Source organism: Nitrosococcus oceani ATCC 19707, from assembly GCF_000012805.1.
Lineage (GTDB): Bacteria > Pseudomonadota > Gammaproteobacteria > Nitrosococcales > Nitrosococcaceae > Nitrosococcus > Nitrosococcus oceani.
Genome location: NC_007484.1, coordinates 93,850 through 119,272, shown reverse-complemented (window position 1 = coordinate 119,272; position 25,423 = coordinate 93,850). Strand labels below are relative to the sequence as shown.

Below are 25,423 nucleotides of genomic sequence, written 5' to 3'. Positions count from 1 at the left end.
TTTCACATCGGGTGCTCCCGACCCTAGGTTCCGTGAGCAAGCGCATACTAGCGCCAATTCATGGTAAAATGGCGCATCGAACGCTAGGGGCGTCATGCGTCCATGCACTCCTTCAATGAAAGATATTTAACAAATAACCTTCAAAAAATATAGCATGCTTCCTGCCCCAAGGGGTAACTTGTATTTCTTTGAGCAGGAGATATCTCCTGCTCAAAGAGCTTATTCTTTTTTCCGCCCTATCTTATGAATGGCGCGATTATCCACATCTAAGGCTGCTTCGTGTAATGCTTCCGCCAGGCTGGGATAGGCATGAATGGTCCGCGCTAAATCTTCGCTGCTAGCAGCAAATTCCATGGCCAACACAGCTTCGGCAATCAGCTCCGAGGCCCAAGGTCCAATAATGTGGACCCCTAGAATCTGATCGGTCATGGCATCCGCTATTATTTTGACCAAGCCTTTGCTGCCGCTCATTACGTTAGCACGGGCAGAGTCGGCAAAATAGAAGGTGCCTACGCGCACATCAATATCGGCATCTCGTAAAGCTTGTTCGGTACGTCCCGCCCAGGCGATTTCAGGCTCTGTGTAGATCACCCAGGGGATGCTATTCCGTTTCACCGCGGTTTTTTTACCCTCGGCGATAGTCTCTGCCACCGCGATTCCTTCCTGGGAACCCTTGTGGGCTAGCATGGGACCCCGCACTACATCTCCTACCGCATAGACCCCAGGGAGATTCGTGGTACCATACTCATCTACATGGATGAAACCCCTTTCATCCAATAACAGACCCGCTTCCAGGGCAAAAAGGTTATCCAAACAAGGCTGCCGCCCTACGGCGACGACCAGCTTATCCACCTCAAGTTCATACTCCTTTTCGCCGATCCGATAGCATACAGTCACTTGCTTCGAGCTAACGCGGGTGGAAACGACGCGGGCACCTAAACGGATATCCAGCCCTTGGTCTTTAAATTGCTTATAAGCTTCTTGGGAAATGGTGATATCCGCCATTGGCAAAAGAGTATCCTGAGCTTCAAGCAAAGTCACTTTTGCCCCTAGACGGGTCCAGACACTGCCTAGCTCTACCCCAATGACTCCAGCACCAATAATTCCCAAACGCTGAGGAACTTCCTGGAATGACAAGGCCCCCGTGGAATCCACCACCCGCTCTCCATCAATGGGCGCCGCGCCTAGTTCCATAGGCTGGGAACCACTGGCTAAAACAACGCTCTTCGCCGCCAGTATCTCCGGACGATCTAATCCATGGGGCGTGAATTCCACCCGATTATCTTCCAATAACCGCCCATGCCCCGGAAGCCATTTGATCTGGCGGTCCTCGAATAGCGCAGCGATATTTGCTGTGAGACGATGCACCAGACGGTCCTTGCGGGCCTGCATCGCCGTCACATCCACACCGGCTTGCTCGACCTTGATTCCATGTTCGGCAAACTCCTTTTGCGCCCGTTGATAAAGTTCCGAGGAGTCCAGCAAGGCTTTGGAAGAGATGCAGCCTGCATTAAGACAGGTGCCTCCTAAAGCAGGTCTGCCATCGGCAGCGATCCACTTGTCGATACAAGCAGTCTGCAAACCAAGCTGAGCGCACCGGATAGCCGCCGTATAACCAGCCGGCCCAGCGCCAATGATCACAACATCGTAGCGTTCAGACATAAGATAAACGTCCTATACCCATCACACCTCAAGCAATAACCGCACAGGATCTTCTAGAGCCTCTTTGACTGCCACTAAAAATTGAACGGCTCCCTTGCCATCAATAAGGCGATGATCATAGGAGAGCGCCACGTACATCATCGGACGGATTTTAACCTCGCCATTTTCCGCTACTGGCCGATCTTCAATCTTGTGCATCCCAAGAATAGCGCTTTGGGGCGGGTTCAGGATAGGAGTGGAGAGCAGGGAACCAAATACCCCACCATTAGTAATGGTGAAAGTGCCACCGCTCAACTCCTCAATCGTGAGCCGTCCACTGCGCGCCCGCTCGGCAAAATCCATGATTTGGAGTTCGATATCAGCGAAACTGAGCTGATCCGCATCCCGCAGCACGGGAACCACTAAACCGCGGGGCGTCGCCACCGCAATACCGATATGGTAATAATGGTAATATAAAATATCATCGTCCTGGACAGCGGCGTTCACTACGGGGTAACGTTTGAAAGCTTCGATACAGGCCTTAATAAAAAAGGACATAAAACCCAGTCGTACCCCATACCGCTCTTCAAAAGCATCCCGATAACGGTGGCGCAGTTCCATTATCCCTTGCATGTTCACCTCGTTAAAGGTAGACAAGGTAGCCGTAGTCTGCTGAGATTCCAGCATCCGCTCGGCAATCCGTTGCCGCAACCGGCTCATGGCCTCTCGCCGAACGCCATAACCTTCTTCTCTCGGTGCTGGAGCCGGTTTTGTCTCGGGTGCCTCGGGTTCGGTGGGGGGAGGCGTAGCCGCCGGCTCTTGCTCTTCTTCCGCTTGGAGAAACTGAACCACATCGGCCTTAGTCAAACGGCCATCTCTACCGGTGGCAGGAATCCCCCGCGGATCGAGCTGATGCTCCCTAACCAAGCGGCGAACCGCAGGGCTTAAGGGCGGCATTTTCTCCGCCTCAGTCTCTTTAGAAGGGAACGCCGTCTCTGGGGAATCAGCCCTTGTTTTCTTTTTTTCCGTAGCCTGCGTTTTACTCTCCGGGGCTTGCTTGGAAGGCGTCGACTTCGGGGAAGATTCCTGTGCAGTTTCTTCCTCCGCTTCCCCGGCGGCCTCAATTATTCCAAGCACCTCTTCGCTGCCTACGGTAGCGCCCTTCTCCTTTTTTACTTCCCGCAAAACTCCAGCGCCGGGAGAAGGGACATCCAGCACTACTTTGTCGGTCTCAAGGTCCAGCAAAGTTTCATCCCGCTGGACGCGGTCACCAGGCTTTTTATGCCAATCCCCTACGACTGCTTCAGTCACCGATTCGGGTAATCTGGGTACGCGCACCTCTGTCCCCATGAATATGCTCTCCTTTTACTGGCTCTCTTTCATCGAACCAAAAGCCTCTTCTACCACCGCACGCTGCTGTTCAAGATGCAAGTTAAAGTAACCCACCGCGGGTGCCGCCGACGAGGCCCGGCCTGTGTAATGCAAGGACTGGTTTCGACTCAAACATCCTTGCAAAGGACGATGAAGTTGATCCCATGCTCCTTGGTTTTGAGGTTCTTCTTGACACCAGACAATCTCCCTGGCCTTGCGGTAACGTTCAAGCTCTCTCTCTAATTGCTGCTGGGGAAACGGATAGAGCTGTTCCAAACGGAGAATGGCCACATCTTGCCGTTTCTGCTCCCGCCGAGCTTGCAGCAAATCATAGTATACTTTGCCAGCACACAGAATAACGCGATTCACCATGGCAGGCTTAATATCATCTACTTCACCGATCACTAACCGAAAAGCGCCGCTGCAGAACTCATCCAAGGATGAGACCGAAAGCCGGTGGCGCAATAAACTCTTTGGCGTCATCACAACGAGAGGTTTGCGGTAAGGCCGCAGCATTTGCCGCCGTAGCATATGAAACATTTGCCCCGGTGTGGTCGGTACGCAGACCTGGATATTATCTTCCGCACAAAGCTGTAGAAAACGCTCTAACCGGGCCGAAGAATGTTCCGGCCCCTGGCCTTCATAGCCATGGGGAAGAAACAGTACCAACCCGCACAAGCGGGACCATTTTGCTTCCCCGGAAGCAAGAAACTGGTCAATGACAACTTGAGCACCATTGACAAAATCCCCAAACTGCGCCTCCCAGATCACTAAGGTATTGGGCTCCGTGGCGGCGTACCCATATTCAAAGGCCAATACCGCTTCTTCCGAGAGGAGGGAGTCAATAATACTAAAATCCGTTTGCACGGGGTTTACCTGCTCCAAGGGGACATAGACCTGGCCGTCTTTCTGATTATAAAGCACGGCATGGCGATGGAAAAAAGTGCCGCGGCCACTGTCTTGACCCGTGAGCCGGACCGAGAACCCCTCATTTAACAAAGTAGCGTAGGCCAGAGTCTCCGCAAATCCCCAATCGATAGGCAAGGCCCCCGCAGCCATTTTACGGCGATCGGCCAAAATATGACCTACCCGGGAGTGAAGCTCAAACCCTTTGGGAAGCTGTTGGATATGGGCCGCAAGCTCTTGGAGCCGCGGCAAAGGCACTTCGGTTTCTACCGGCTGATCCCATTGGGTTCCCAAAAAAGGCTTCCAGTTCACCCTTGAAGAACGGGCGCCTTCTTCCGCATAAGGCGCCACATTGGTCCCTTGCTCTAGGGTTTGCCGATAATTGTTCATCATGCGATCCGCCTCCTCGGATGCAATGATATTTTGCGCTGCCAATCGCTCAGCATAAAGATGGCGAACCGTAGGATGGGAGCGGATTTTCTGGTACATAAGCGGCTGGGTGACCGCCGGCTCATCCGCTTCGTTATGCCCTTGACGCCGATAGCACACCAGATCGATCACCACATCTTTTTTAAAGGTCATGCGGTAATCAAGCGCTAAGCGGGTAACAAAGATAACCGCTTCGGGATCATCCCCATTCACATGAAAAATTGGGGCTTGTACCATCTTAGCCACATCCGTGCAGTAAACTGTGGAACGGGTATCCAGGGGGTTGCTGGTGGTAAAACCAATCTGGTTGTTGATCACGATATGGAGGGTGCCACCGGTGAAAAATCCCCGGGATTGGGACATGTTAAAGGTTTCCATGACCACACCTTGACCGGCAAAGGCGGAATCTCCGTGAATAAGCACCGGTATCACCTCATCGCCTAACCAATCCTTGCGCCGTTGCTGGCGGGCCCGCACCGAACCTTCCACTACCGGGTCAATAATTTCTAAATGGGAGGGGTTAAACGCCAGGGTAATATGTACCGGCCCACCTGGGGTATCCCCGTCCGCCGAGAATCCTAAATGATACTTGACGTCTCCCGAGCGTTTGTTGTCCGTTTCATGTTGGCCCTCAAACTCCATGAATAAATCACGGGGTAGTTTACCCAAAGTATTCACCAGCACATTCAACCGTCCCCGGTGAGCCATGCCAATGACGATTTCCCCCACCCCCTTACTACCTGCATAAAGGATCAAATTATCCAGAAGGGGTATCAAACTATCTCCCCCCTCCAGGGAAAAACGTTTCTGACCCACGTAATTGGTGTGTAAATAGCGCTCCAGCCCCTCAGCCGCTGTAAGCCGCTCCAGAATATGGCGCTGTAATTCTACAGACGGGCCCGGATCGTCCTGGGCTCCCTCCAGATAACTTTGAATCCAGCGTTTCTCGGCGGTCTCAGTGATGTGCATATACTCAGCGCCAATGGTATGGCAATAGATCTTCTTTATTAAGGCGAAAATTTCTTCCAGAGGAGCCTGATCGATCCCAATCAGCGATCCTGTACTGAAGACTTTGCCCATATCTTCTTCCGTCAAACCATGGAAGACAGGATCAAGATCGGAAACCACCGGACGATCATAAATGCGCAAGGGGTCGATATTGGCCTTTTGATGGCCCCGGAAACGGTAGGCATTGATGAGTTGAAGCACTGCGATTTGTTTTTCAGCCGCCTCCGCCGTTAACCCCTCGGTCATCACTGCTGACGGTGCTGATGGCTGCACCGCTGGCCCTGGAGAGCGGGCAGGAAATTCAGGAGCGGCCTGCTCCGGAACACCTGCCTGGAGACGCTTGAACCAAATTCGCCAATGGGCGGGTACGGTATTAGGATCTTTTAAAAATTTTTCGTACAGCGCCTCCAAATAAGAGGCATTGGCAGCATTTAATGGGGAAGGGCTTGCTTGTTTTTTGACAGTAGCATCCATGACTCAACGTTACTCAGTTCTCATTCTTGACTTCCAAAGGCCCAACCGGCGCTGCTGAGAGGGGCTCGTGGAAAATGATAAGCCTCTGTGCTCGCACAATTTTTATCTGCTTTTCCCACTATTACTTTCATTATCCCTATAACCAGTTTTTCCTTAACGGCGCTTTTTTTATTTCTTACCGTGATGGTAATGGCAGTCATGGCTATTTGGCTAGCCCTAATTCCAGGGTAAACACCCTATAGCGTGCTCCATATTAGGGGAAATAGAAATAAGCTAGTTTTGATTATCCCCTTGGATCTGCTTTGCCCTCATCGATTATCACAAAAATTAAAAATTTACAAGGAATTTATCCACATCTTAATTGGGTGATTTGTCCTAATCCAAGCTATCCCCTCGCATCGTATTTAAACAGGTACAACCTATAAAAGGTGTGCATATTCATTCTAATTAAAGCTATTTAGGAGAAATACGATGTTTAAAAATCATAAACATTACGCAATGAGTGTAGCTGCAATTATCCTGGGATTTTTCAGCTTACCCGCTTTTAACGCTTGGGCTCAGGAGCCCTATATCTTCAGGGAAACCCCTCAGCTTGCAGCAATCCCTCAGATTCAATCATATGACCCTGAGTTAAATGAATTGTATGAAATAAACGGGTTTAATTTGGAAACGGCTGAGGTCACTGATCATTGGGAAGACTTCAAATTTAAGAATGAGGAAGGAGTAGATGTTAATGATCTTCATGTAATTTTTAGTGTCGATGAAATTAAGACACAAAAGAAAGGACCCTTTGGAAAAGCGGTAACAGAGGACAAAAGCACGACAGCAGGTACCAGATCGGAAATTACGCTTGAAAAAGGTACGGTCAAAGATGGAGAAACAGCAAAGATTAGCTTTGATGCGGACAAGAGTTACGAGATAACCCACTGGTGGTGGACGGTAGACCGAGTGCGAGTCGGAACTATAAAAGACGGCTCTCCCGATTGAAACCATCCTTTCCGCCTTTAAGTTAAAGTAAAATATGGACAAGGACGGGGGTGCCTCCCAGGAGGCACCCCCGTCAACATGTTGCTTTGGAATTTTCTTCCTTCAGATGCTGACTAAATAGGAACCGCTATAGAATAATTAGTTCAGCCTGTTGCGCTAGATGACATTCAAAACGGGCATTCAAGTATCCGGAAGGCGAGTAAAAGAGTGATTCTTCTCAACACCAGTTCAGCGTCATTGCTTGCCGCAAACATTAGCTTGAGTCAAAATAACCACAAAAATATTAGGTGGATATTTTATCTCTATTGGAAATTTGCTACTGGTAGCAGGAGAAGGTGGCAAGGCTTTAGTTTTTCTACCTAAACTTTGTTTTTGGTTAAAGACTTATTCTTGGGGCATTTCCTTACGCTGTCCTCTCCCTTAATTTTAAGTGATATTTTAAACTTTAAAAATAGGCCAAGCATGTGTACATAAGAAGATCTGCCCTCTGAGCAGTAAGCTTCAACAACGAAATTTTTAATAATAATGAAGGCTAGTCACACTATGAGTGAAACAGATAAACCAATCCCCCAAGAGGCCCCCCCAGTCAACCATCCAGTGGCTGGGGGGTCTACTATTGCAGGGAACCCAGTCCCGGCAAAATCTAGCGACTTTACGGTGCTTGATGCCGTGCCCCCCGCCCAGATGGGGCGTGATATTGCCGAAGATGCCGTTAAAAAGGATAAATTCACTACCTCCAATATTCTCATACGGGGGTTTCTATGCACTCCCTTTTTGGCCTATGCAACCGCGCTTTCAGCCTTGCTTGTAGCTCAGGGGTGGTCGAGCGCCGCCGCCGGCCTTATTTTTCCGGTTGGTTATATTATGCTTGCAACCCTGGGTTTTGAAATGGCGACCGGAAGTTTTTCAGTCATGCCTATCGGTATGTACGCCGGCCGCGTTAAAGCATGGCGGGTTGTGCGTAATTGGAGTTGGACTTTGCTTGGAAACCTCCTCGGGGGACTTTTCTTTGCATGGCTGCTTTGGTTCTCTCTTACTAAAGGGGGAGCTGCTGCTCCCCCAGGGGTACTGACTACCTTAGCCCATTTGGCTGAAAAAAAGGCCTCTTATGTGGACTATGGAGCTATCGGATGGCTAGCTGCGGTGGGAATGGGGATTCTCTGTAACTGGTTGGTCAGCCTAGCGCCCGTCTTTGCCAAGGCTGCCCGCAGCGTTCCAGGAAAGGTGATGCTGATGTGGTTTCCCCTCGCTACCTTCTTTGCCCTGGGGTTTGAGCATACCGTGGTCAATATGTTTGTTTTCCCTGTGGGAATACTTGCTGGTGCGGAGGTTACCCTTTACGACTGGTGGATGTGGAATCAAATCCCGGTAACGCTTGGTAATATCCTGGGTGCCTTGATTTTTAATGCCACTCTTTGGTATTACACTCATAGCATCAACCCGTAAAAGGAGCCCAAGACAGGGATGTCATGCACTCTTTTGACGCGAAATAAATTGTTTGCTGCCCTTTCCTTTGGGGCGGGGCAGCGGACTTATTCGCCAGGATTTTATTGAGCTTGAAGAATATATCCGCAGAAATTTGGATTTCAGGTTGAATACTTATCCATCCTGGTTTTTTAAGGTAGCATTAAGTAATTTCGCCTGCCGCATACCAGGTTAACTAATTTCTCCCTCACTTTTCTCCAATGATACGGTCTCCAAGGGATGTTTAAAGGTTAAGGTGCGATAGGGGAAAGGAATCTCAATTCCGGCCTCGTCCAGAGCTCCTTTGATGGCCGTGACCACCTCGCCTCGTGAGCGGCGGACATCCACCGGCGTAGGATCGGCCCACCAAGTCACCTCAATATCAATACTGCTGGCCCCAAAGGCCTGGGGGAAAATCTCTAGAGGCCGGTCTTTGTGGACCGTCCTGCATTCATCTACGGCGTGCTCAATTACACGGACCGCCTCAGTTACATTTTCGCCATAGGCTATTCCGGTAATAATCGTTATTCGTCGCCGGGGTAAATTGGTCAGCACTTTGGTAGGATTGAGAAATAGAAAAGAGTTGGGGGCAATAACCAGTTCGCCGGAAGTCTGACGGATTAAGGTTTGCCGTACAGAAATATGCTCCACCTGCCCGCTAATTCCTTCACATTCAATAAAATCCCCTTTTTCAAAAGGAAAACGCCAAAGTAACAGAATTCCAGCAAAAAAATTCTCGAAAATATCTTTAAAAGCAAAACCCACGGCAATGGACACAATACCCATGGCGCTCAAGGCCCGCGCTGGTGTCAAACCAGGGAATGTCACCATAGCGGCAAGCAAAATTCCAGTGATCCAAATACCAATGCTCAGGAGCCGAACAAACAATTCGCGCAGCGACCCCCGCATTTTGGAATGGCGCAAAGAAGCATCCATCAGCCGGGCAGCAAGTGCGGATATTCCCCACGTGAATAATAAAATCAATGCTCCCATCACCAGAAAAGGGCTATGATTCACAAAGTCGGCCCAGATTCCCAGCACGGTATCTTGCATAGAAGTGGCAATCTCTTCCACATTCGTGGGCGCGTTTTGAGTAGTATTAGGCACAGTATGCTCCGGCAGTGCTTCAGGACTTATTTATTATAGAGTATGGTTAAGATAATCTCTCCATTACCTAACTTAATCACTGTCTTTGGCGGCACCGGTTTTTTAGGCCGCGCTATTGTCCACCGCCTTGTTGAGTCGGGGATGAGGGTACGGATTGTGGCCCGCCATCCCCGTGCTCCAAATCTTGCCGGAGCCCGCGGCCAGATTGCACTCCAAAGGGCGGATGTCCGCGATGAGGATTCCGTTGCTGAAGCGCTCAAGGGCGCCACTGGCGTGGTGAATGCCGTCGGACTCTATGTGGAACAGGGGCAAGCGACTTTTAGGGCTATCCACGAAGAAGGAGCGGAGCGCGTCGCGCGGCGAGCCGGGGAAGCCGGTATCCGCAGGCTTATCCATATCTCGGGGATTGGGGTAGATCCGGCGTCAGCCTCGAAATATGCGCGCGCCCGCGCCTACGGCGAGCAACGGGTTCGGGAGATTTTTCCAAACGCTACCATACTGCGGCCTAGTGTGATGTTTGGCCCCAATGATGCGTTTCTAAATTCCCTGAAAACAGTGACTCGGCTGCCCGTGGTACCCCTCTTTGGTCAAGGTTCTACTCGACTGCAACCCGTCTATGTGGAGGATGTGGCCAGGGCGGTGCTTCAGGTTCTGGAAATGCCTGAGGCGAGTGGAAAAACTTTCGAACTGGGTGGAGCCCGCGCCTATCGCTACCGAGATATCATAGAACAAGTGCTGACTCACCTCAGTCGTCGCCGACTACTGTTGCCGGTGCCTTTTGTCGTCTGGAGGCTACTTGCCAGGATAGCCTCCCTCCTGCCTAATGCCCCCCTGACCTTAGATCAGGTCATACTCATGGAAACAGATAATGTGGCTAACGCCAAGGCCAGCACCTTTAATGATCTAGGCATTGAACCCTGCTCCCTTGAACAAATGCTGTCCGCTTGCCTGGATGAACTTTCCTGTTAATGAGTTGAAGAAAATTTAAAAAACCAGAGCCAGATTTTGCATTGCAATTCTTGATAAAGGCATTACTTTATGGAATTAAACTTAATAATTGCTGAGCGCTATTTTCAAATAAGCTTTGAAATTAATGCTACTTAATAGCATGCATCATCAGCAGATTATAGATTTTTGGTTTAAAGAGATTAAGCCTGAGTCTTGGTGGAAAAAAATCCCCCACTTTGACCAACTTATCAAGGAACGTTTCAAAGCCCATCATAGAGCGGCGGTGCAGGGCGAACTCTACGAGTGGAGGAGAGAGCCTTTTGGCAGGTTAGCTGAAATCATTATTTTAGATCAATTCTCACGAAATATATATCGCAATCACCCCTTGTCCTTTGCTTATGATACGGCCGCGCTAATTCTGTCTCAGGAAGCCATTGATAAAAATGTCGGTAAAATGCTCAATTCGGAGCATAAGATATTTCTTTATATGCCTTTTATGCACAGTGAATCCCTAAAAATTCACCAGATTGGGATAAAATTATTTGCTGAGCCGGGATTAGAGTCCCAGTATGATTGTGAGATAAAGCATCAAGCAATTATTACTCGGTTTGGTCGTTATCCCCATCGAAACCAAATATTAGAGCGACCATCTACTCCAGCAGAGATCGCCTTTCTAAAGAAAGCTGATTCTTCTTTTTGATCTGATCGCTTCGCTTATCGGCGTAATCAAGCTTGCCCCTTTATACCCCATCTCCTACAATGGCTTGATGTTAAAAAACAAGCAAAAAATTTGCTAAGAAAGTCGGAGATCATCATGAGGGAAGAGAGCGTTCGCCTGGGCTTGCTTGGGAAGGTACCCCTTGGAACGGCGAATAGGGATTTTCGTAATTATGGAATTGCGTTGATCGTCTTTGCATCCATTGCCCTGTGCCTATATCTGGATGCGGATGCTACTTTAACCTTTCAGAATTTTCTGGGCGTTTGCGCCTGGGTATTCCTATTCGCGCTGCTTCGTGGAGAAAGTGGTCTAGTCCGCGCCCAGGTACTCGTTGCGGTGGCGTTTGCTACCATAGGCGAGCATTTTGCCTCTCCTTATATGGAAGGCTATATTTACCGTTTTCATAATGTTCCCGCCTATGTTCCGCCAGGTCATGGCATGGTCTATCTGACCGCTGTGGCCCTAGCTCGCTCGGAACTTTTCAAGCAAAACCTTAAAGTTATTACCGCGACAGTGCTAACGGCTGGCGGGCTTTGGTCCCTTTGGGGCGTAACCATCGCTCCCCAGGGAGATATGGTGGGCGCATTATTATTTATTGTATTTGTCCTGTTCGTCCTATTCGGACGCTCGCCGGGCGTTTACCTTGGCGCCTTTTTTGTAACTACCTGGCTGGAACTCATTGGCGTTTCCTGTGGTACTTGGCGATGGGTGCCTATTGATCCCGTACTGCAGCTTCCCCAGGGGAATCCCCCTAGCGGTGTTGCCGCCTGGTACTGCCTAGTCGATGCGGTTGCCTTAGGAGTTGCGCCAGCTGTTGTTAGGGGCTTCCAACGGGTGCATACGGCTTTTTGGCAGCAATATTTTTATCCGCAGGTTGTTCCTCGCTTGCTTTTTGCCCCTTACCTACAGCAAGACTACATTCCTGTCCTGGTGCCAGCAATATGGCCATAATCCAAAAATCCGCCAAAGCCATAAAATGTTAACCGCAGCAGTTGCTTATTCCAGCAAGTATTCTCCTAGGTTTCTCTACACTGCCTCCTCCGGGCAAGATCGGTTTACCTAGTGGATATTGTGACTCAAGGTTTGCTAGGTGCGGTAGTCGCCCAATCGGCTGCCCGCCCATCCCAGGCGCGTTTGGCTGCCGCAGTGGGATTTATAGCTGGATTGTTGGCTGATGCGGATATCTTTATCCGCTCTCCAGATGATCCCCTCCTCGTCCTTGAATACCATCGGCAGTTCACCCATTCTCTCCTATTTGTCCCTATTGGAGGATTGGTCGCTACAGTACTGCTCTGGCCATTTCTGCGGCGGCGCATCAATTTTGGGCAGTTATATCCTCTTGCTGTACTCGGTTATTTGCCCAGCGGTTTGTTGGATGCCTGTACCAGCTATGGCACACAGCTCTTCTGGCCGGTGTCGGAGGCGCGAATTGCTTGGAATTTAATTGCCGTCGTCGATCCCTTATTTTCTGGAGTGCTGATTATCGCTTTGGGGTGGGGCCTGCTCAAATCTACGCCGTTGCCGGCCCGTCTAGGACTAGGCATTGCCGTTCTTTATCTGTTGGTTGGTCTTGCACAACGGGAGCGGGTAGAAAATTTTATAACGACCTTTGCCGAAAGCCAGGGTCAGCGGATAGAACGGCTAGAAGCCAAACCAACCTTAGGTAATATTATTTTGTGGCGTACCATTTACGAAACCAATGGACGGTTTTATGTAAATGCGGTACGCGCTGGCGTCTTTAGCGAGCCACGCATTTATCCTGGCAGCTCCATTGAACATTTTTCCCCGGAAAGGCTGGATGGACTTAAAACCGGATCAGTCCTGGCTCAGGATATTGATCGATTCACGGATTTCTCGGATGGATACATAATCCAGTATCCAAATCAACCTTGTATACTTGGCGATATCCGCTATGCTATGTTACCTACTCAGCTCATCCCTTTATGGGGCATCGAGTTGGATCTTGCACGGCAGAATCAGCATGTTCGCTTTCGTACTTTCCGCCATTTGGACAAAGTCACCCGGCGCGCCTTTTTGGATATGCTACTGGGGCGCCCCCTTGAGCAGGCAGCCTCTCCTTCGCCAGATTCCAACAGTGATGCTTCCGCCCAGCTCAGATGCCGCCCCGATTAAAAATCGTTGATTCCAAGCGGCGCACCCCAATAGCTTTAACCCTTTTGGTGATGCTCAAACCTTCCCCTTAACAACACAGTAGAATTGATTCTGAATTTATCAGCGCTGTTGCCAATCTACTCATGCGCCTATATTGCTAGTTGAAATCCCCCTACTGTTGAAATCCCCCCACTGGAGTGGGGGGAATCACCCTTTTCTCTCAATATTCGTTCCCTGCCGGCGGGTTGATCGCTTTATTTCTTCCAGTTATTGAGTAAGTTAACCATAGCTTAAAGAGCTATAGCACATAACTTGCATAAAATTCTTTTACGATGATCAAAAGCAACAAACCGTCATTGCTTTAGGAGGTTGCACTATGAATTCCATACAAAAAACTGGAAACGGGATCATCCGGAAATTCAAGCGGTTAATTTCATGGTTCTTCATGGCCGCATTGGGAGCGGGGGCTGGAGCTATTGGAACGCCCTCCGCTGATAGTCAGATCCCTAAAGCTAAGGAGTCCTATTATCTGGGCGAAAAGCTCCGGGGGCAACAGGTGCGATTTGTCGTTAACGGCGCATCCGCACCGGATGAAGTCGATAGTAATGCCATCGACGCCGAATCTCTTGGCGTCAAAAGAGTCTTTATCTACGGTATTACTGCTAGGGATGAAAGATTTCGCCCTAGTAATTGGGCCGAGCGTCTATATTACACGGGAGCCAGCTACAGCTCCAATCATACTGCTATATTTAACCCGCATCTTAACATGGGGGTGTCACCCCAGGGAATAAAGTGCGTAATGGTGGATGCGGAGTTGCAATTGGAAAACCCAATGCTTTTCGATTTTCTGATCGGCTTTGCCAAGGATAACAAGCTGGTGATGCGAGATCAGAACGGTAACCTGCTTACCGCCGTCTGAGGGCGATGCCAGTGTACCGGAGTAGCTAATTGCTAAGGGGCTTGACTTCAAGCGTCATGCATTAGCGTTTGGAGCCGGTGCGACAGGGCTAGGGCACAGTGGACAAATGAAAAGTAGAGTTTTTTACCCGCTTTCCTTAGTTTTCCTCGATCCAGGGGGAATACGTGATTATCCCGGAAAGGGGGCCGTTATGGTGTGTTCGCGTTGTATCATTTTTTCTATGAGGTAATCATCTAATGGATAATGGCTATTTCAAACTCGCGACTCATTCGCTTCCCAAGAACACCCAGGTGTTCCAATTTTTGCAGAACCTACCGGAAAAAGTCACGATGGCTAGTCCAGCTATCGATGTTATGACCGATCTGCGCCGGGTCAAGGCAGTCACGGTATCCTCCGATCTCAGCATTGATTCCGCATTGCAGAAAATGATAAGCGAGGGAGTGCGTCTTTTACTTGTTACCGCCTCCGACGGCGCAGTTATTGGTGCTATTACGGCCCATGATATCCTAGGTGAAAAGCCAATCAGGCTTATTTCACAGGAACATATACCCCATAGTGAGATTCAGGTAGCCCATGTCATGACACCGCGCAACCAGCTCGAGGCCCTAGATATGGAAGACGTTTACCAGGCCAGCGTTGGCGATGTGGTGGAAGTACTACGGGAGGCACGACGGCAACATGCGCTCGTGCTGGATCGAAGTACCGAGACAACAGGACCCCTTGTTCGCGGCATCTTTTCCATTACTCAGATTGGCAAGCAATTGGGCATGGAAATTCAAGCCACGGGCCGAGTGCAGAGTTTTGCCGAGATGGAAGCATGGCTTATTCATGGAGAGATGGGGATGAGTAGTGCTGTTGTTAGTTAGGGGACAAGTTTGTCCTATCGCATCTTCTAGGCCGCCTGCTGTCTCTAATCCGCACACCACAAAGCTGCCTGTGCGGCCATGACGGTAGGCGGCCGCACTTGCTCGAAGTAAAAGCCTTTTCTAATTGACCTCTTCTCTCTTCAGGGGATACTTGTCCCATCATCGGTAAAGTGGTTGATGGTATCACCCACAATACCGTAACCAGATTGCTTACGATGGATTTTTCACCATAAATTGCTCTCTCTTTTGGGACTTAGATTCGTGCAGCGGCCAAGTCAATACGCGGCCGAAAACTGGCAGGATTAGCAGCCTGCCACCATTCGCTGTAGGGAGTATCTTCGGCCCCCTCAAGTAGGGCGTTTTCCGGCAGGAAGGGATAAATTCGGTCAAAGAGTTTAGCCTCGGCTGTGCCAACTCGGCGAATAAGATGATAAGGCTGCAGATCGCGAGGATGAGCCAGACCCGCCGCGGCGACGATATGGCCAAGCGCAGTAAGGGTTTGTTGGTGAAACCGCGCTGCCCTTTTAGCCTGCACATCCACTACCAGGCCCCGCTGGCGGCCAGGATCTTGCGTGGTAACGCCGGTTGGGCATGTGCCCAAATGGCAGCGCTGGGCCTGAATGCAGCCAATGGAAAACATAAAAGCCCGTGCTGCGTTACACCAATCCGCGCCGATGGCGAAATTGCGGGCCATGCCAGCGCCTGAATAGACTTTGCCGCTGGCTCCAAGCCGCACCTTATCCCGCAGTCCGGTGCCAACTAGGGCGTTGCGAACTACCATCAGCCCTTCGGTTAGGGGCATTCCCACGTAGTCCGATAGCTCCACCGGTGCCGCCCCTGTGCCCCCCTCGCCCCCGTCGACCACGATAAAGTCCAAATGGATACCGGTCTTGAGCATTGCTTTCATAATCGCCAGCACTTCATGAACTTGTCCAACGCAAAGCTTGATGCCTACCGGTTTGCCGCCAGAAAGCTGCCGCATCCTAGCTGCGAACTCCAACATCTCCAAGGGAGTAGAAAAGGCCGAATGGCTCCGAGGCGAGAGACAGTCTTGCCCCTTGGGAACCTTACGTACCCACGCAATTTCCTCGGTTACCTTAGCAGCTGGCAAGAGCCCGCCATAGCCAGGTTTCGCGCCTTGACTGAGTTTGATTTCAATCATCTTGACTTCATTGCGCGTAGCGCTTTCATGAAACAAGCCTGGGTCAAAATTTCCTTTATCATCCCGGCAACCGAAATAGCCTGAACCGATTTCCCAAACCAGATCCCCACCCCACTTTAGATGATAGGGGCTAATACCTCCTTCGCCCGTGTCATGATAAAACCCGCCAAGCCGTGCTCCCTTGTTCAGTGCTTCTACCGCCCTGGCCGAGAGGGAGCCGAAACTCATGGCCGAAATATTGAGGAGTGAGGCGTTATAGGGCTGCTCGCATTGGGCGCTGCCAATGGAGACACGTGGGTTTTTTTCTGGATTTTCAGCCGGTGCCATGGAATGACACAGCCATTCATATTCATCAGAGGCCAGATCGCGCTCTGTCCCAAAGGGGTGAGTATCGGTCTTACCTCGGGCGCGGGCGTAAACCAGGTTACGGGCATCAAAGCTAAATGGCTTGCCTTCTAAATCGTCCTCAACGATATAGGCACGCAGATAGGGCCGAAGGTCGTAGAAGAGCCAGCGGATGCGGGCAGCAGCTGGATAGTTGCGTGTCAGGGTCCAACATTGCTGCACCCAATCATAGACGCCGAGCGCCACTAGCGGCAGGGTCACGGTAAGTCCTAGCAGCCACCAAGGACTCACCGTTACCAGGGAGAGGAAAATTAGCGAGAGTCCCCCAGCCATAATTGGCACGATGGCTCGTTTCAGCACATCGGAATTAAAGCGCTTAACAGAGAGTTTTAGGGAAGACACCTTAACTGTAAAACTCTTATATTTCTTGGATATGGTGGTAAATATTGAGGTAATGTTGTCCTGGATGATTCCAGGAAAAATCATAACGCATTCCGTTTTCCATCAGTTCCCGGAAATATTGGGGATATTCATACCATAGTCCAATAGCTCGATGGAGGGCAGCTTCTATCCCTTCATGGTTAAAGTCGTGGAAGACAAAACCGTTGCGCTCATGGTACGGTTTATGAGCGTAATTAGCATCGAATACCGTATCCGCCAGCCCTCCCACATGGCGCACTATGGGGACCGTACCGTATTTCATGGCAATCATTTGGGTGAGGCCACAAGGTTCATAAATACTAGGAACGATGAGCATATCGGCGCCTGCGTAGATCTGGTGGGCCAAATCTTCATCATAGCCAATTTCCAGGTGACAATCGGGGTCATCATTCAGATATTGCTTGAGGTACCAGAAATCGGCATTGATACTGTTACTGGCGCTAGCGCCCAGCAAAACGAACTGGCAGCCATTAGCAAGACAATAGAAGAGGGCATGGCGGATAAGCTCGACCCCTTTTTGCGGATCGAGACGGCTAATAACACCCACAATGGGTTTATATTCATCCCGTAGCCATAAGCGATGGCGCAGGGCGGTTTTATTCTCGTATTTTTTGTCCAGGGTTTTCAGATTATAGCGAGCTGCAATGTAGGGATCGATGTCAGGATTCCACACCTTATAATCCACACCATTGAGGATCCCACCTAGTTTTTGACTATGCTCATGAAGAGTGTGTTGCAAACCATAGCCCTGGTCCGTGTAGCGGATTTCATCCAGGTAGCGAGGTGAAACGGTGGTAATGAAATTGGAAAAGACGATTCCTCCTTTCATCAGGTTGACCCCATGGGGGTAAGTATGGTCGAGTAACCGTTCTGGTGTCATATAAGCTGCGGGATCTAATCCTACCTGCTGGAGGATATGACCACCGGTCACCCCCTGGTGCCGCATATTATGCAAAGTGTAGCAGACTCGTGGGTGAGTCATCCCCAGATATTTATACTGCTCGAAGAGTAATACCGGCACAAGGCCCGTTTGCCAGTCGTGGCAGTGGATAATCTCCGGATATTTGTTGCTCCTGAGCATGAATTCTAGCGCCGCCTTGCAGAAAAAGGCGAAGCGCTGGGGATCATCGGGCTGACCGTAATAGGTCCCCCGCTGGAAAAAGCCATTATGGGGCTCAATGAAAAAGCATTTCAGCCCCTCCGCAAAACCAAAATACACATCGCAAGGGATCCACTGGTCATGGTAAGGCACCCATAAATTATTATGGGTTTTCTCCAAACCCCAGATGCGCTCGTAGCGCATACAATCGTATTTAGGGAGAATAAGCTCAACGGTATTGCCCCGTATCGAAAGCTCATTAGAAAGCCCTTGAACGACATCTCCTAGACCACCCACCTTTGCTATTGGAGCGCACTCGGGCGTGATCATAACGATATACATCGTGTAGCTTCTCCCTCATTCATGTAGTTAGGTTAAATATCGCGATAGACTGAACCGCCTATTTATCGTTCCCTATAGGGGTGTTTGTAAACGCGGTAATCAAGTTCCGGGAAGATATTATCAAGGGCCTCCAAAGCCTGTAGCCGGCGCTCATCAAAGCTTTTCCTTTCCAAAACCATTTCTAAATAATGAAAGCGGGACAAATGATCCTGTAGCTGGCGAGTGGCGTACTCCACCGTCGTTCCATTTTGAAGGATAAAAGGCCAATCCGAAGCCTGGGCCAATAGCAGTGAGCGAGCGGCCTGTCCCAGGGCACGGCCGGCAAGGGTTCCCTTAGACTCGTGGCCATAAGCTATCGTAAGCTCCTTCATGCGCCGCGCGGCCCGGTGCAACAGGGGGTATATCCAGTCAGTTTTTTCATTGAGCCAAAAATCATAATAGCCCCTATCGCCCCAGCTGGATAGGTTCGGTGTCGCTTGCTGGAGCACAGGGTGTTGAGTCAAATACTGGGAAGGGGTGATGGTTTGAATTGCTCCCTCCCCTGTCCCGATCCGGCGTAGTAACTGCTCGAGCCATTGGGGGCCTTCAAACCACCAATGACCAAACAATTCGGCATCGTAAGGGGCAACCAGGAGCGGTGGCCGGTCCATCCTGTTGGCGCCTGTTATCTGTTGCAGGCAATGGTGGTAAAAGTGACCGGCATGGCAAGCAACCCTAGCCTGGGCCTTAGCAGGTTGATAGGGAGCTTTATACTCAGTTTTATCGGTTACCCGATAATATTTCATGCCGGTATCGACCCGGATTCGGCCATCAGGAAGATAAGGTTGAAGGTAACTCAGTTCTCGTTCAAAGCCCACATCCCGATAGAATTCCCGGTAATCACCGTCGCCAGGATAGCCTTCCTCGGCGCTCCAAACTTGCCGCGAAAGTGCTGGCTCCCGCCCAAAGGCAGCCACCCCATTCGGGCAGGCAACGGGAGCGAAATGGTCATAGCGAGGCCGAGTGCTGGCATGGAGAAGGGCTTCAGTTTCAATGAAAAAATAACGGAAACCTACTGCTTTTAATACCTTTTCAAGCCCTGGGTAATAAGCGCACTCGGGCAGCCAAATGCCTTTAGGAGCAATGCCAAAACATTGCCGGTAGTAATCAGCGGCAACCTGGAGCTGAGCGTAGACAGCCGTGGGCTCCGGTTGTAGCAAGGGTAAAAAGCCATGGGTAGCGGCACAAGTAATAATCTCAAGGACCCCTTCTTGCTGGAGACGGGCAAAAGCCGGCACCAATTGGCGCTGATAACGCTCCTCAAAGTCTGAAAGTGTCTGCAAAAACCAGCGCCGGTAAAGGCGCGCCAGCCGGTTAAGATCAGTATTGCCCCGGGTATATCGGATTTCTTTCTCGGCTAGGGAAATAAGCTTCTCCATGTGAAGTCCATAGCGCTGCAGCAATAGGGGGTCTTGAAGCATGGAGAGCAAGGTTGGGGATAAGGAGAGTGTCAGGTAAAACGGAATTCCCTCATTCGTTAGCCGTTCAAAAGTGGTCAGGAGGGGAAGGTAACATTCAGTCATGGCTTCAAACAGCCACCGTTCCTCTAACGCTTCCTCCTGTTCAGGATGCCGCACATAAGGCAAATGGGCATGTAGGATAAGGCTTAGATAACCGCTGGCCATGGAGCTAGTACCGCCTCTTGGGCAAGCTTGCGGACCATTGGGAGAGCGATTTAGGCTTGGAAAGCATATTTTCCTTAGGCTGAATTTGTGACGATTCCGCTAGAAAGGAAAAATAGCTGGCGGTAAGTTCCTGGCTTCGAACAGCCCGCTCCTCTGGAGAAACAGAAAATTCTAGGGGAAAAGTTTTAGCGGGATGGAAAGGTTGAAGGTCGTGGCCCGTGAAAATCACCGGGGCGGTAGGATCGGCAGAACCAGCACGGGGAGTTTCTATCATATTAGAGCGTGCCAAGGCAACAAATTGGTCTTCAGAATCCGCTAATCCAAGCTCTGCCATATAATGTTTATTGTCAGCCCAAAGATCTATATACCAATGATGGGCTTTCCTCGGGATAGCCACTTCAAAACTGGAGCTAATAGCAAGCTTCCCGGCAGTAAAGTCATAAAACCGCAGCGCCCATTGAGCGGATTTCTTTATCCCGAGTTTTTTATGGGCGCGGATAAGATCTTGGTTCAGAATTGACCAATAAGCGTAAACACGATAGGGGTTTACGACCATCAACCCTAACTGGGTTTTATCTGGGGAGGCTGGTGGAAGAAAGCAATCTCTTGTTTCTTGGCTGATCCGGAGCAGCTCTTGCTGAGATAACGGCGTCTTTTCTTCCTTGGATGGGTGCAGCTGGGCTTTCCGCTGGAGCGGGAGGCGGGTCTTCTTCATTACTATCGTTTAAAGGTGCTAGCCAGAATGGGAAGAGACATGGGAATATTAAATTTTGGCATAAGAAATAATAGTTTACCTTCAGCTGCTAGTATTATAAATAATTTAAAAGATAAGCAGTAAAATAATCCCTGCTAAAGTAAAGAAGATAGCTATGGAAATAATAACAGGAAAAGCAGGTAAAAATTGTATTGAGCAACCTAACCGGCGCGGCGCAAAGGAAGTACCTGTCCGGTTGGCGCGTTGTTAGGCACGCCGAATTCAAATACTAAGGACAATAAAATACGACTTCCTCTCTTTAAGCTAAATGAACCGGGACAGTAGGATTTTCACCCCATCCGTCATAGAGCGGCAATCTCGTACCTAAATAATAGCGGCAGTAAGACAAAGGCCGCACGAATATTTAACGTATCACGCGAAACCCTCTACCACTGGCTTAAGGTGGAAAACTTCCGGACCAAAATACATCAAAAGCGGACGTGCAAAATTGATAAGGCTACTTTTTGTTAGGCTTGCTCATGCCTTGACGGTAACTTGCGCATCGATTCCTTCCAAGGTGGCGCCTTCCATTCAGGGTGCTTGCGCCAAATATTTTTTAGCGCCCGAATCCACGCGAGATAGCTGGACAGAGAAGGTAGCATCGGCGTGTGGCTCAACTCAAAGTGAATTCCGGTAATCGGGTCATTAAAAAACACAGCATAGTAACCAGGAGTATAAGTTGGATACTCGCTCGGCGGGTTAGTGACAGCGATGTTATTTTTCAGCAGAAACTCCATGTGGAAGTCATCGACCTCCTTCCTGTTCCTGGCCCACAACGCGATATGATGTACTCCAGTGGTACGATCAACATGCACCAGCTTATTCCCCGTTTTAGCCGGTTGGATACCAATGTAACTGTGAAAGAAAGGGAAGCGGGCCATGTAATAGGTCGACCTATAACCGATATCTAATGTCCAAAAACTCCTGTATCCAAGCCAGCCGAACATCTGATCGAAGAATCGGATCGACTCCTCGTAATTAAGCACTGAAAACTCAATGTGGTGAACGCCTTTAAATCTCATACTGCCACCTACCTGTATATGCCTAACAACCGCTAAGCCTTTGGACGGAGCACAGCGTAGCCCAATCAGCTTGATGGGATTGCTATGCCGCAATGCCTTCGACAATCAAACGGCTTACATTGGTGCGCTGGCTTGCATGCTCGAACGTGATAGTGCGGACGTTACCGTTGGCTTCCATATCGAAAATAGTGTTCTCATCTAGGTCTTTAGACTCAGCGATATCACTGCCGCGAACCTTAATGTACAGCGTGTCAGTGTCTTCGAAATAGATGACTTTCATGCCTCGTACCCTCTATCAAAAAATGCGTTATGTATGGTTTCGCCAGCCGGCAATAAGATTACCCGCAAGTATCGGTTTTCCGTTTCTTCAATTCTAGCCTATCGCTTTATTCGGCTGTCAGTGCTCTCTTTCAGGAAACCGGACTACATGTTGAATCCATTCGCCCTTGATGATCGCTCGATCCGGTATGACCCGAATTGCCTGGAAGTATTTCATCGCCTTCACTGCCATGTTCCTTGTCGGCATAACGGGTCAACGTTGAGCGACACCCCGCACGGAGGGGGCCGTTCAGATATAAGGCTTCGCTAACGCCGTGACCGCCGACACCATTCAGTTGAATCCAGCTACCAGTACGCGGCGCCGAACATTCGCCAGCAGCACGCCAGGCGTCGGATATAAAATCGCCAACTGATAAAAGGTCCAGGGGTGCCAGCAGACGGCAGCAAGCCACCCGCGCTTTCCCATGTGTTCAGCTCGATATGATGATGATAGCCGCCCGCCAAAACAAATGCCGCTTGTGATCCGAAGCGTTGAGTCAACTCTAAGCTAAGTACTCCGCAGTAGAAATCCAGCGCGCGTTACAAAGTGGCGACTTTTAAATGCGCGTGAGCAATTTTCATCCCAGTGTCAATCGGGCCGGGACTTTAGTTAGTCGGAATTATGAAGAAACATCACTTAGCCTTTGCGTTTTCACGGAGGGTTTTCAACACGCCACCCCAAGCAATGAGTTGATCCAGCATATCATCAACCGATTTTTGATGACGCTCGTGCGGCGTGAACTCGCTCATGTTTTGGAAGTCGGTGAAAAACGAGAACATCACTTGATTGCGGACGTGAGCCATTTGCAATTCGCTTGCTACCAACCTGAGTTGTTCCACTGCTCGCGCACCCCCGGCGCTGCCGTAACTCACGAAACCTGCTGCTTTGTTGTTCCACTCGGCATAGACAAAATCAAGCGCATTTTTGAGTGCGCCCGGTGTACCGTGATTGTATTCGGGCGTCACGAAAACATAGGCATCGAAGGACGCGACTTTGGCCGCCCATGCTTTAGTGTGCGGCTGGGAGTACTGCCCCATCGAAGGCGGCACTGGCTCATCGAGCAGCGGCAGGTCGAACTCCTTGAGATCAACCAGCTCGAACTCGGCATCGCTGCGCTGCACGGCGATGTCATAAACCCAGCGCGCGACGGATTCGCCCACACGCTTCGGACGGGTGCTACCGATAATAACCGCAATTTTAATCATATAAATTTTCTCGTTAAAAAATTTTTATTTTAGGTTCGACGAACGTTCTTGCTTTGCAGAACGCGGCATTCAAACTCAACGATAAACAAGGCCACCGTCAATCAAGGGAGCTTGTCCAGTCATGTAATCCGAATCCGGCCCCGCCAGATAGGAAACGAAAGATGCCACATCTTCGGGCGTCTGCGCCCGACCAAGAGCAATGTCGCCGACGTATCTGTCATAGTTTTCACCGATTTTGGCTCCCGTGATTTCTGCCATGCGCCGATCGATTTCGACCCACATGTCGGTGCCGACTATGCCGGGACAGTAAGCATTGACTGTGATCCCATCGCTCGCAAACTCTTTGGCCGCCGCCTGCGTCAGGGCACGAACGGCGAACTTAGTCGCCGAATAAACGCCCAGCAGAGGCATGCTTTCATGGCCCGCGATGGATGCTGCGTTGATGATTTTACCTTTCTGTTCGCGCTCCTTGAACTTCGCGCCTGCGGCCTGAATGCCCCACAAAACGCCCTCAATATTGACCTTGAAGATTTTTTCGACTTCTTCGGGCGTGACCTCGGCGATGGATTGGATAGTAGCGATACCCGCATTGTTAACGATGATGTCGAAGCCGCCAAGTTCCTTTTCAGCGTGGTCAACGGCGGCGTAAACCTCATTCCGCTTTGATACATCGGCTTTGAATGTGGTGGCCTTGCGACCCGCCGCCCGCACTTCGTCGGCGACAGCTCCCATTTTCTCTTCGTTAAGATCTACGATGGCGATGTCCGCGCCGTCGTTGGCCAGACGTAACGCAATCGCCCGTCCGATGCCCTGTCCTGCGCCTGTGATCAGGGCGACTTTTCCGTTAATGCTCATGTCAATCTCCTTTTACTCTCACAATACTACGATAAGCTATTCAGGAATTTTGGGTTCAAGCTCCGCGCAGCCGCCTAATCGGGGAGTTGAGCGGCACCCCGCACGGAGAGGCGCTGAGTTAGAACAGCTACCTATGCGGTTTGCCTACATTCTGAGTATAGACCAAAATAGCTGTCCCATCGCCTGCAAGCGTTCGGCTGCACATCGGCGGGAATCGCGCACCGTGCCTGTCCTCATGCACCGCCCGGCCGGTCCAATCAAGCAGTTGCAGGTAATAGGGCAGTGCAAAGGCAATACTGCTTGGAGCGAATGACCGAAGGGAAGTAGCGGAAAGTGGGCCGGCTGAAGGCAGGCGTTATACCTAAGCAGGAACGATTAGCATGTTGCCCACTAGACCAAGCATAAACCCTGCGACTGCTCCAAGTGCTGGAAAACCACTGTTTTTTGCTTTGGACTCGGGAGCAATATCTTGAAAAACCAAATAAAGAATGCCTGCACTGGCGAATAGCATTAATCCCGCTACAAATTGGTGCGACTCTGCAAGAACGAAATACCCAGTGAGTGCGGAGACAGGGCCTGCAAGAGCTAAACTGGCGAACGCCATTAGTATTTTGTTCGGGGCTAATTTGGCAGAATTTTCTAATTCCTCGTATGCATTAAACCCCTCGGGGAGATTTTGTAAAACCATAAGCAACGCTAAAATCAAACCAGTGCTCTCACCAACGGCGAAAGCGGCTCCGAGGGCAATAGCTTCCGGAATAAAATCGGAAAGCATGGCAACTAGCTGACCGGCTGAGCTTTTTAGTTGATTTAAAAGCATATCGAGGAGGTAGAAGAAAACTCCTCCCGCTCCGAAACATAAGGCTGCAGTTAAAGGTGATAGTTTACTGGCCCCATCAGGCACTAAGACGAGTGCCACAGCAGATATAAGCGCGCCACCGCCGAAAGCAACCATAAACTGCCGAGACTTTTGCCTCAAAAATGCGGGATGCATAACATCAAGGCGAGCAAGCAAAGCCCCAACCGGCATAGCAGCCCCAGCGAGAAGCGATAACAATATGATGTAGACGTATTCAGGCATATCTATTAGGTATAATGCCCCCATAAACGACGCTAGCTAGCGGGCGTCCGGCGACCAAAGGGAGCGAATTTAATGTGTTTGTTATGCGTTTTTTATGCTTCGCTTACGATACTAATCATCCATTGCCACGCCAACTGGATCAGCTATTAAATCTGCACCTGCTGACTGCAATATACTATACGCG

The 25,423-nt window shown here is 50.1% G+C and carries 24 protein-coding genes; 9 read left to right on the top strand and 15 right to left on the bottom strand.

Annotated elements, in window-relative coordinates; all coding sequences use genetic code 11:
• Window positions 1–219: 219 nt before the first annotated feature.
• From lpdA to NOC_RS17175, 4 genes are read right to left on the bottom strand one after another with little or no spacing between them, the layout of a single operon-like run.
• Entirely contained in the window at window positions 220–1,662 is a 1,443-nt protein-coding gene (gene lpdA / locus NOC_RS00765) for a dihydrolipoyl dehydrogenase (protein ID WP_002812835.1), read from the bottom strand.
• A gap of 21 nt (window positions 1,663–1,683) precedes the next feature.
• The gene (gene odhB / locus NOC_RS00760) at window positions 1,684–2,991 is read right to left on the bottom strand and encodes a 2-oxoglutarate dehydrogenase complex dihydrolipoyllysine-residue succinyltransferase (RefSeq protein ID WP_011330234.1); all 1,308 of its coding nucleotides are present in this window, start codon (window positions 2,989–2,991) and stop codon (window positions 1,684–1,686) included.
• A 15-nt stretch (window positions 2,992–3,006) separates the two neighbouring features.
• Window positions 3,007–5,829 (bottom strand): 2-oxoglutarate dehydrogenase E1 component, encoded by a 2,823-nt coding sequence (locus tag NOC_RS00755; RefSeq protein ID WP_002812689.1) that lies wholly within the window; start codon window positions 5,827–5,829, stop codon window positions 3,007–3,009.
• Between the two features lie 20 nt (window positions 5,830–5,849).
• The gene (locus NOC_RS17175) at window positions 5,850–6,029 is read right to left on the bottom strand and encodes a hypothetical protein (RefSeq protein WP_036498626.1); all 180 of its coding nucleotides are present in this window, start codon (window positions 6,027–6,029) and stop codon (window positions 5,850–5,852) included.
• Between the two features lie 271 nt (window positions 6,030–6,300).
• Here NOC_RS17175 and NOC_RS00750 point away from each other — a divergent pair, with 271 nt between their 5' ends.
• Both NOC_RS00750 and NOC_RS00745 read left to right on the top strand, forming a co-directional pair.
• A complete protein-coding gene (locus tag NOC_RS00750) occupies window positions 6,301–6,816 on the top strand; it encodes a hypothetical protein (protein ID WP_002814199.1) in 516 nt (171 codons plus the stop codon).
• A 543-nt stretch (window positions 6,817–7,359) separates the two neighbouring features.
• Window positions 7,360–8,262 (top strand): formate/nitrite transporter family protein, encoded by a 903-nt coding sequence (locus tag NOC_RS00745; protein WP_172633709.1) that lies wholly within the window; start codon window positions 7,360–7,362, stop codon window positions 8,260–8,262.
• Window positions 8,263–8,472: 210 nt separating this feature from the next.
• Here the strand turns inward: NOC_RS00745 and NOC_RS00740 are convergent, their stop codons facing one another.
• Entirely contained in the window at window positions 8,473–9,387 is a 915-nt protein-coding gene (locus NOC_RS00740; RefSeq protein WP_002813281.1) for a mechanosensitive ion channel family protein, read from the bottom strand.
• Window positions 9,388–9,429: 42 nt separating this feature from the next.
• Between NOC_RS00740 and NOC_RS00735 the strand changes: the two genes are divergently transcribed.
• From NOC_RS00735 to NOC_RS00710, 6 genes are all read left to right on the top strand, one after another.
• Window positions 9,430–10,356 (top strand): complex I NDUFA9 subunit family protein, encoded by a 927-nt coding sequence (locus NOC_RS00735; RefSeq protein WP_002813609.1) that lies wholly within the window; start codon window positions 9,430–9,432, stop codon window positions 10,354–10,356.
• Window positions 10,357–10,480: 124 nt separating this feature from the next.
• On the top strand, window positions 10,481–11,035 hold the full coding sequence (locus NOC_RS00730) for a DUF924 family protein (protein WP_002812165.1): 555 nt from the start codon (window positions 10,481–10,483) through the stop codon (window positions 11,033–11,035).
• Window positions 11,036–11,149: 114 nt separating this feature from the next.
• Window positions 11,150–12,004: a hypothetical protein gene (locus tag NOC_RS00725; RefSeq protein ID WP_002814132.1), complete on the top strand. Its 855-nt coding sequence runs from the start codon at window positions 11,150–11,152 to the stop codon at window positions 12,002–12,004.
• A 111-nt stretch (window positions 12,005–12,115) separates the two neighbouring features.
• Window positions 12,116–13,186, top strand: coding sequence for a metal-dependent hydrolase (locus NOC_RS00720; protein WP_002812881.1), 1,071 nt, complete (start codon window positions 12,116–12,118; stop codon window positions 13,184–13,186).
• 355 nt (window positions 13,187–13,541) lie between these two features.
• The gene (locus NOC_RS00715) at window positions 13,542–14,084 is read left to right on the top strand and encodes a DUF3579 domain-containing protein (RefSeq protein ID WP_002813583.1); all 543 of its coding nucleotides are present in this window, start codon (window positions 13,542–13,544) and stop codon (window positions 14,082–14,084) included.
• Between the two features lie 236 nt (window positions 14,085–14,320).
• Entirely contained in the window at window positions 14,321–14,950 is a 630-nt protein-coding gene (locus tag NOC_RS00710; RefSeq protein WP_002812514.1) for a CBS domain-containing protein, read from the top strand.
• 253 nt (window positions 14,951–15,203) lie between these two features.
• On the opposite strand, the gene NOC_RS00705 is transcribed toward NOC_RS00710, so the two are convergent.
• The 4 genes from NOC_RS00705 to NOC_RS00690 all read right to left on the bottom strand — a co-directional run bounded on the left by NOC_RS00705 (window position 15,204) and on the right by NOC_RS00690 (window position 20,718).
• Window positions 15,204–16,859: an FMN-binding glutamate synthase family protein gene (locus NOC_RS00705; protein WP_011330232.1), complete on the bottom strand. Its 1,656-nt coding sequence runs from the start codon at window positions 16,857–16,859 to the stop codon at window positions 15,204–15,206.
• Window positions 16,860–16,875: 16 nt separating this feature from the next.
• The gene (locus NOC_RS00700) at window positions 16,876–18,339 is read right to left on the bottom strand and encodes a glycogen synthase (RefSeq protein ID WP_011330231.1); all 1,464 of its coding nucleotides are present in this window, start codon (window positions 18,337–18,339) and stop codon (window positions 16,876–16,878) included.
• 62 nt (window positions 18,340–18,401) lie between these two features.
• Window positions 18,402–20,003 carry a glycoside hydrolase family 57 protein gene (locus tag NOC_RS00695; protein ID WP_002813810.1) on the bottom strand — a complete coding sequence of 534 codons (1,602 nt, stop codon included), beginning with the start codon at window positions 20,001–20,003 and terminating at the stop codon, window positions 18,402–18,404.
• A gap of 4 nt (window positions 20,004–20,007) precedes the next feature.
• On the bottom strand, window positions 20,008–20,718 hold the full coding sequence (locus NOC_RS00690; protein ID WP_002812065.1) for a DUF4912 domain-containing protein: 711 nt from the start codon (window positions 20,716–20,718) through the stop codon (window positions 20,008–20,010).
• A gap of 336 nt (window positions 20,719–21,054) precedes the next feature.
• On the opposite strand from NOC_RS00690, the gene NOC_RS18520 reads away from it, so the two are divergent.
• Window positions 21,055–21,228 carry an IS630 transposase-related protein gene (locus tag NOC_RS18520; RefSeq protein ID WP_081430991.1) on the top strand — a complete coding sequence of 58 codons (174 nt, stop codon included), beginning with the start codon at window positions 21,055–21,057 and terminating at the stop codon, window positions 21,226–21,228.
• Here the strand turns inward: NOC_RS18520 and NOC_RS00685 are convergent.
• From NOC_RS00685 to NOC_RS00665, 6 genes are all read right to left on the bottom strand, one after another.
• A complete protein-coding gene (locus tag NOC_RS00685) occupies window positions 21,225–21,779 on the bottom strand; it encodes a VOC family protein (RefSeq protein WP_011330230.1) in 555 nt (184 codons plus the stop codon). The two genes, NOC_RS18520 and NOC_RS00685, sit on opposite strands and share 4 nt — an antisense overlap.
• A gap of 82 nt (window positions 21,780–21,861) precedes the next feature.
• Entirely contained in the window at window positions 21,862–22,059 is a 198-nt protein-coding gene (locus tag NOC_RS00680) for a DUF2283 domain-containing protein (protein ID WP_002812157.1), read from the bottom strand.
• A gap of 130 nt (window positions 22,060–22,189) precedes the next feature.
• Window positions 22,190–22,510: a hypothetical protein gene (locus tag NOC_RS18020; RefSeq protein WP_166485259.1), complete on the bottom strand. Its 321-nt coding sequence runs from the start codon at window positions 22,508–22,510 to the stop codon at window positions 22,190–22,192.
• A gap of 220 nt (window positions 22,511–22,730) precedes the next feature.
• Window positions 22,731–23,303: an NADPH-dependent FMN reductase gene (locus NOC_RS00675; protein WP_002814184.1), complete on the bottom strand. Its 573-nt coding sequence runs from the start codon at window positions 23,301–23,303 to the stop codon at window positions 22,731–22,733.
• A gap of 75 nt (window positions 23,304–23,378) precedes the next feature.
• On the bottom strand, window positions 23,379–24,158 hold the full coding sequence (locus tag NOC_RS00670; RefSeq protein WP_002813592.1) for an acetoin reductase: 780 nt from the start codon (window positions 24,156–24,158) through the stop codon (window positions 23,379–23,381).
• Window positions 24,159–24,519: 361 nt separating this feature from the next.
• Window positions 24,520–25,239 carry a ZIP family metal transporter gene (locus NOC_RS00665; protein ID WP_172633708.1) on the bottom strand — a complete coding sequence of 240 codons (720 nt, stop codon included), beginning with the start codon at window positions 25,237–25,239 and terminating at the stop codon, window positions 24,520–24,522.
• Between the last annotated feature and the right edge of the window lie 184 nt (window positions 25,240–25,423).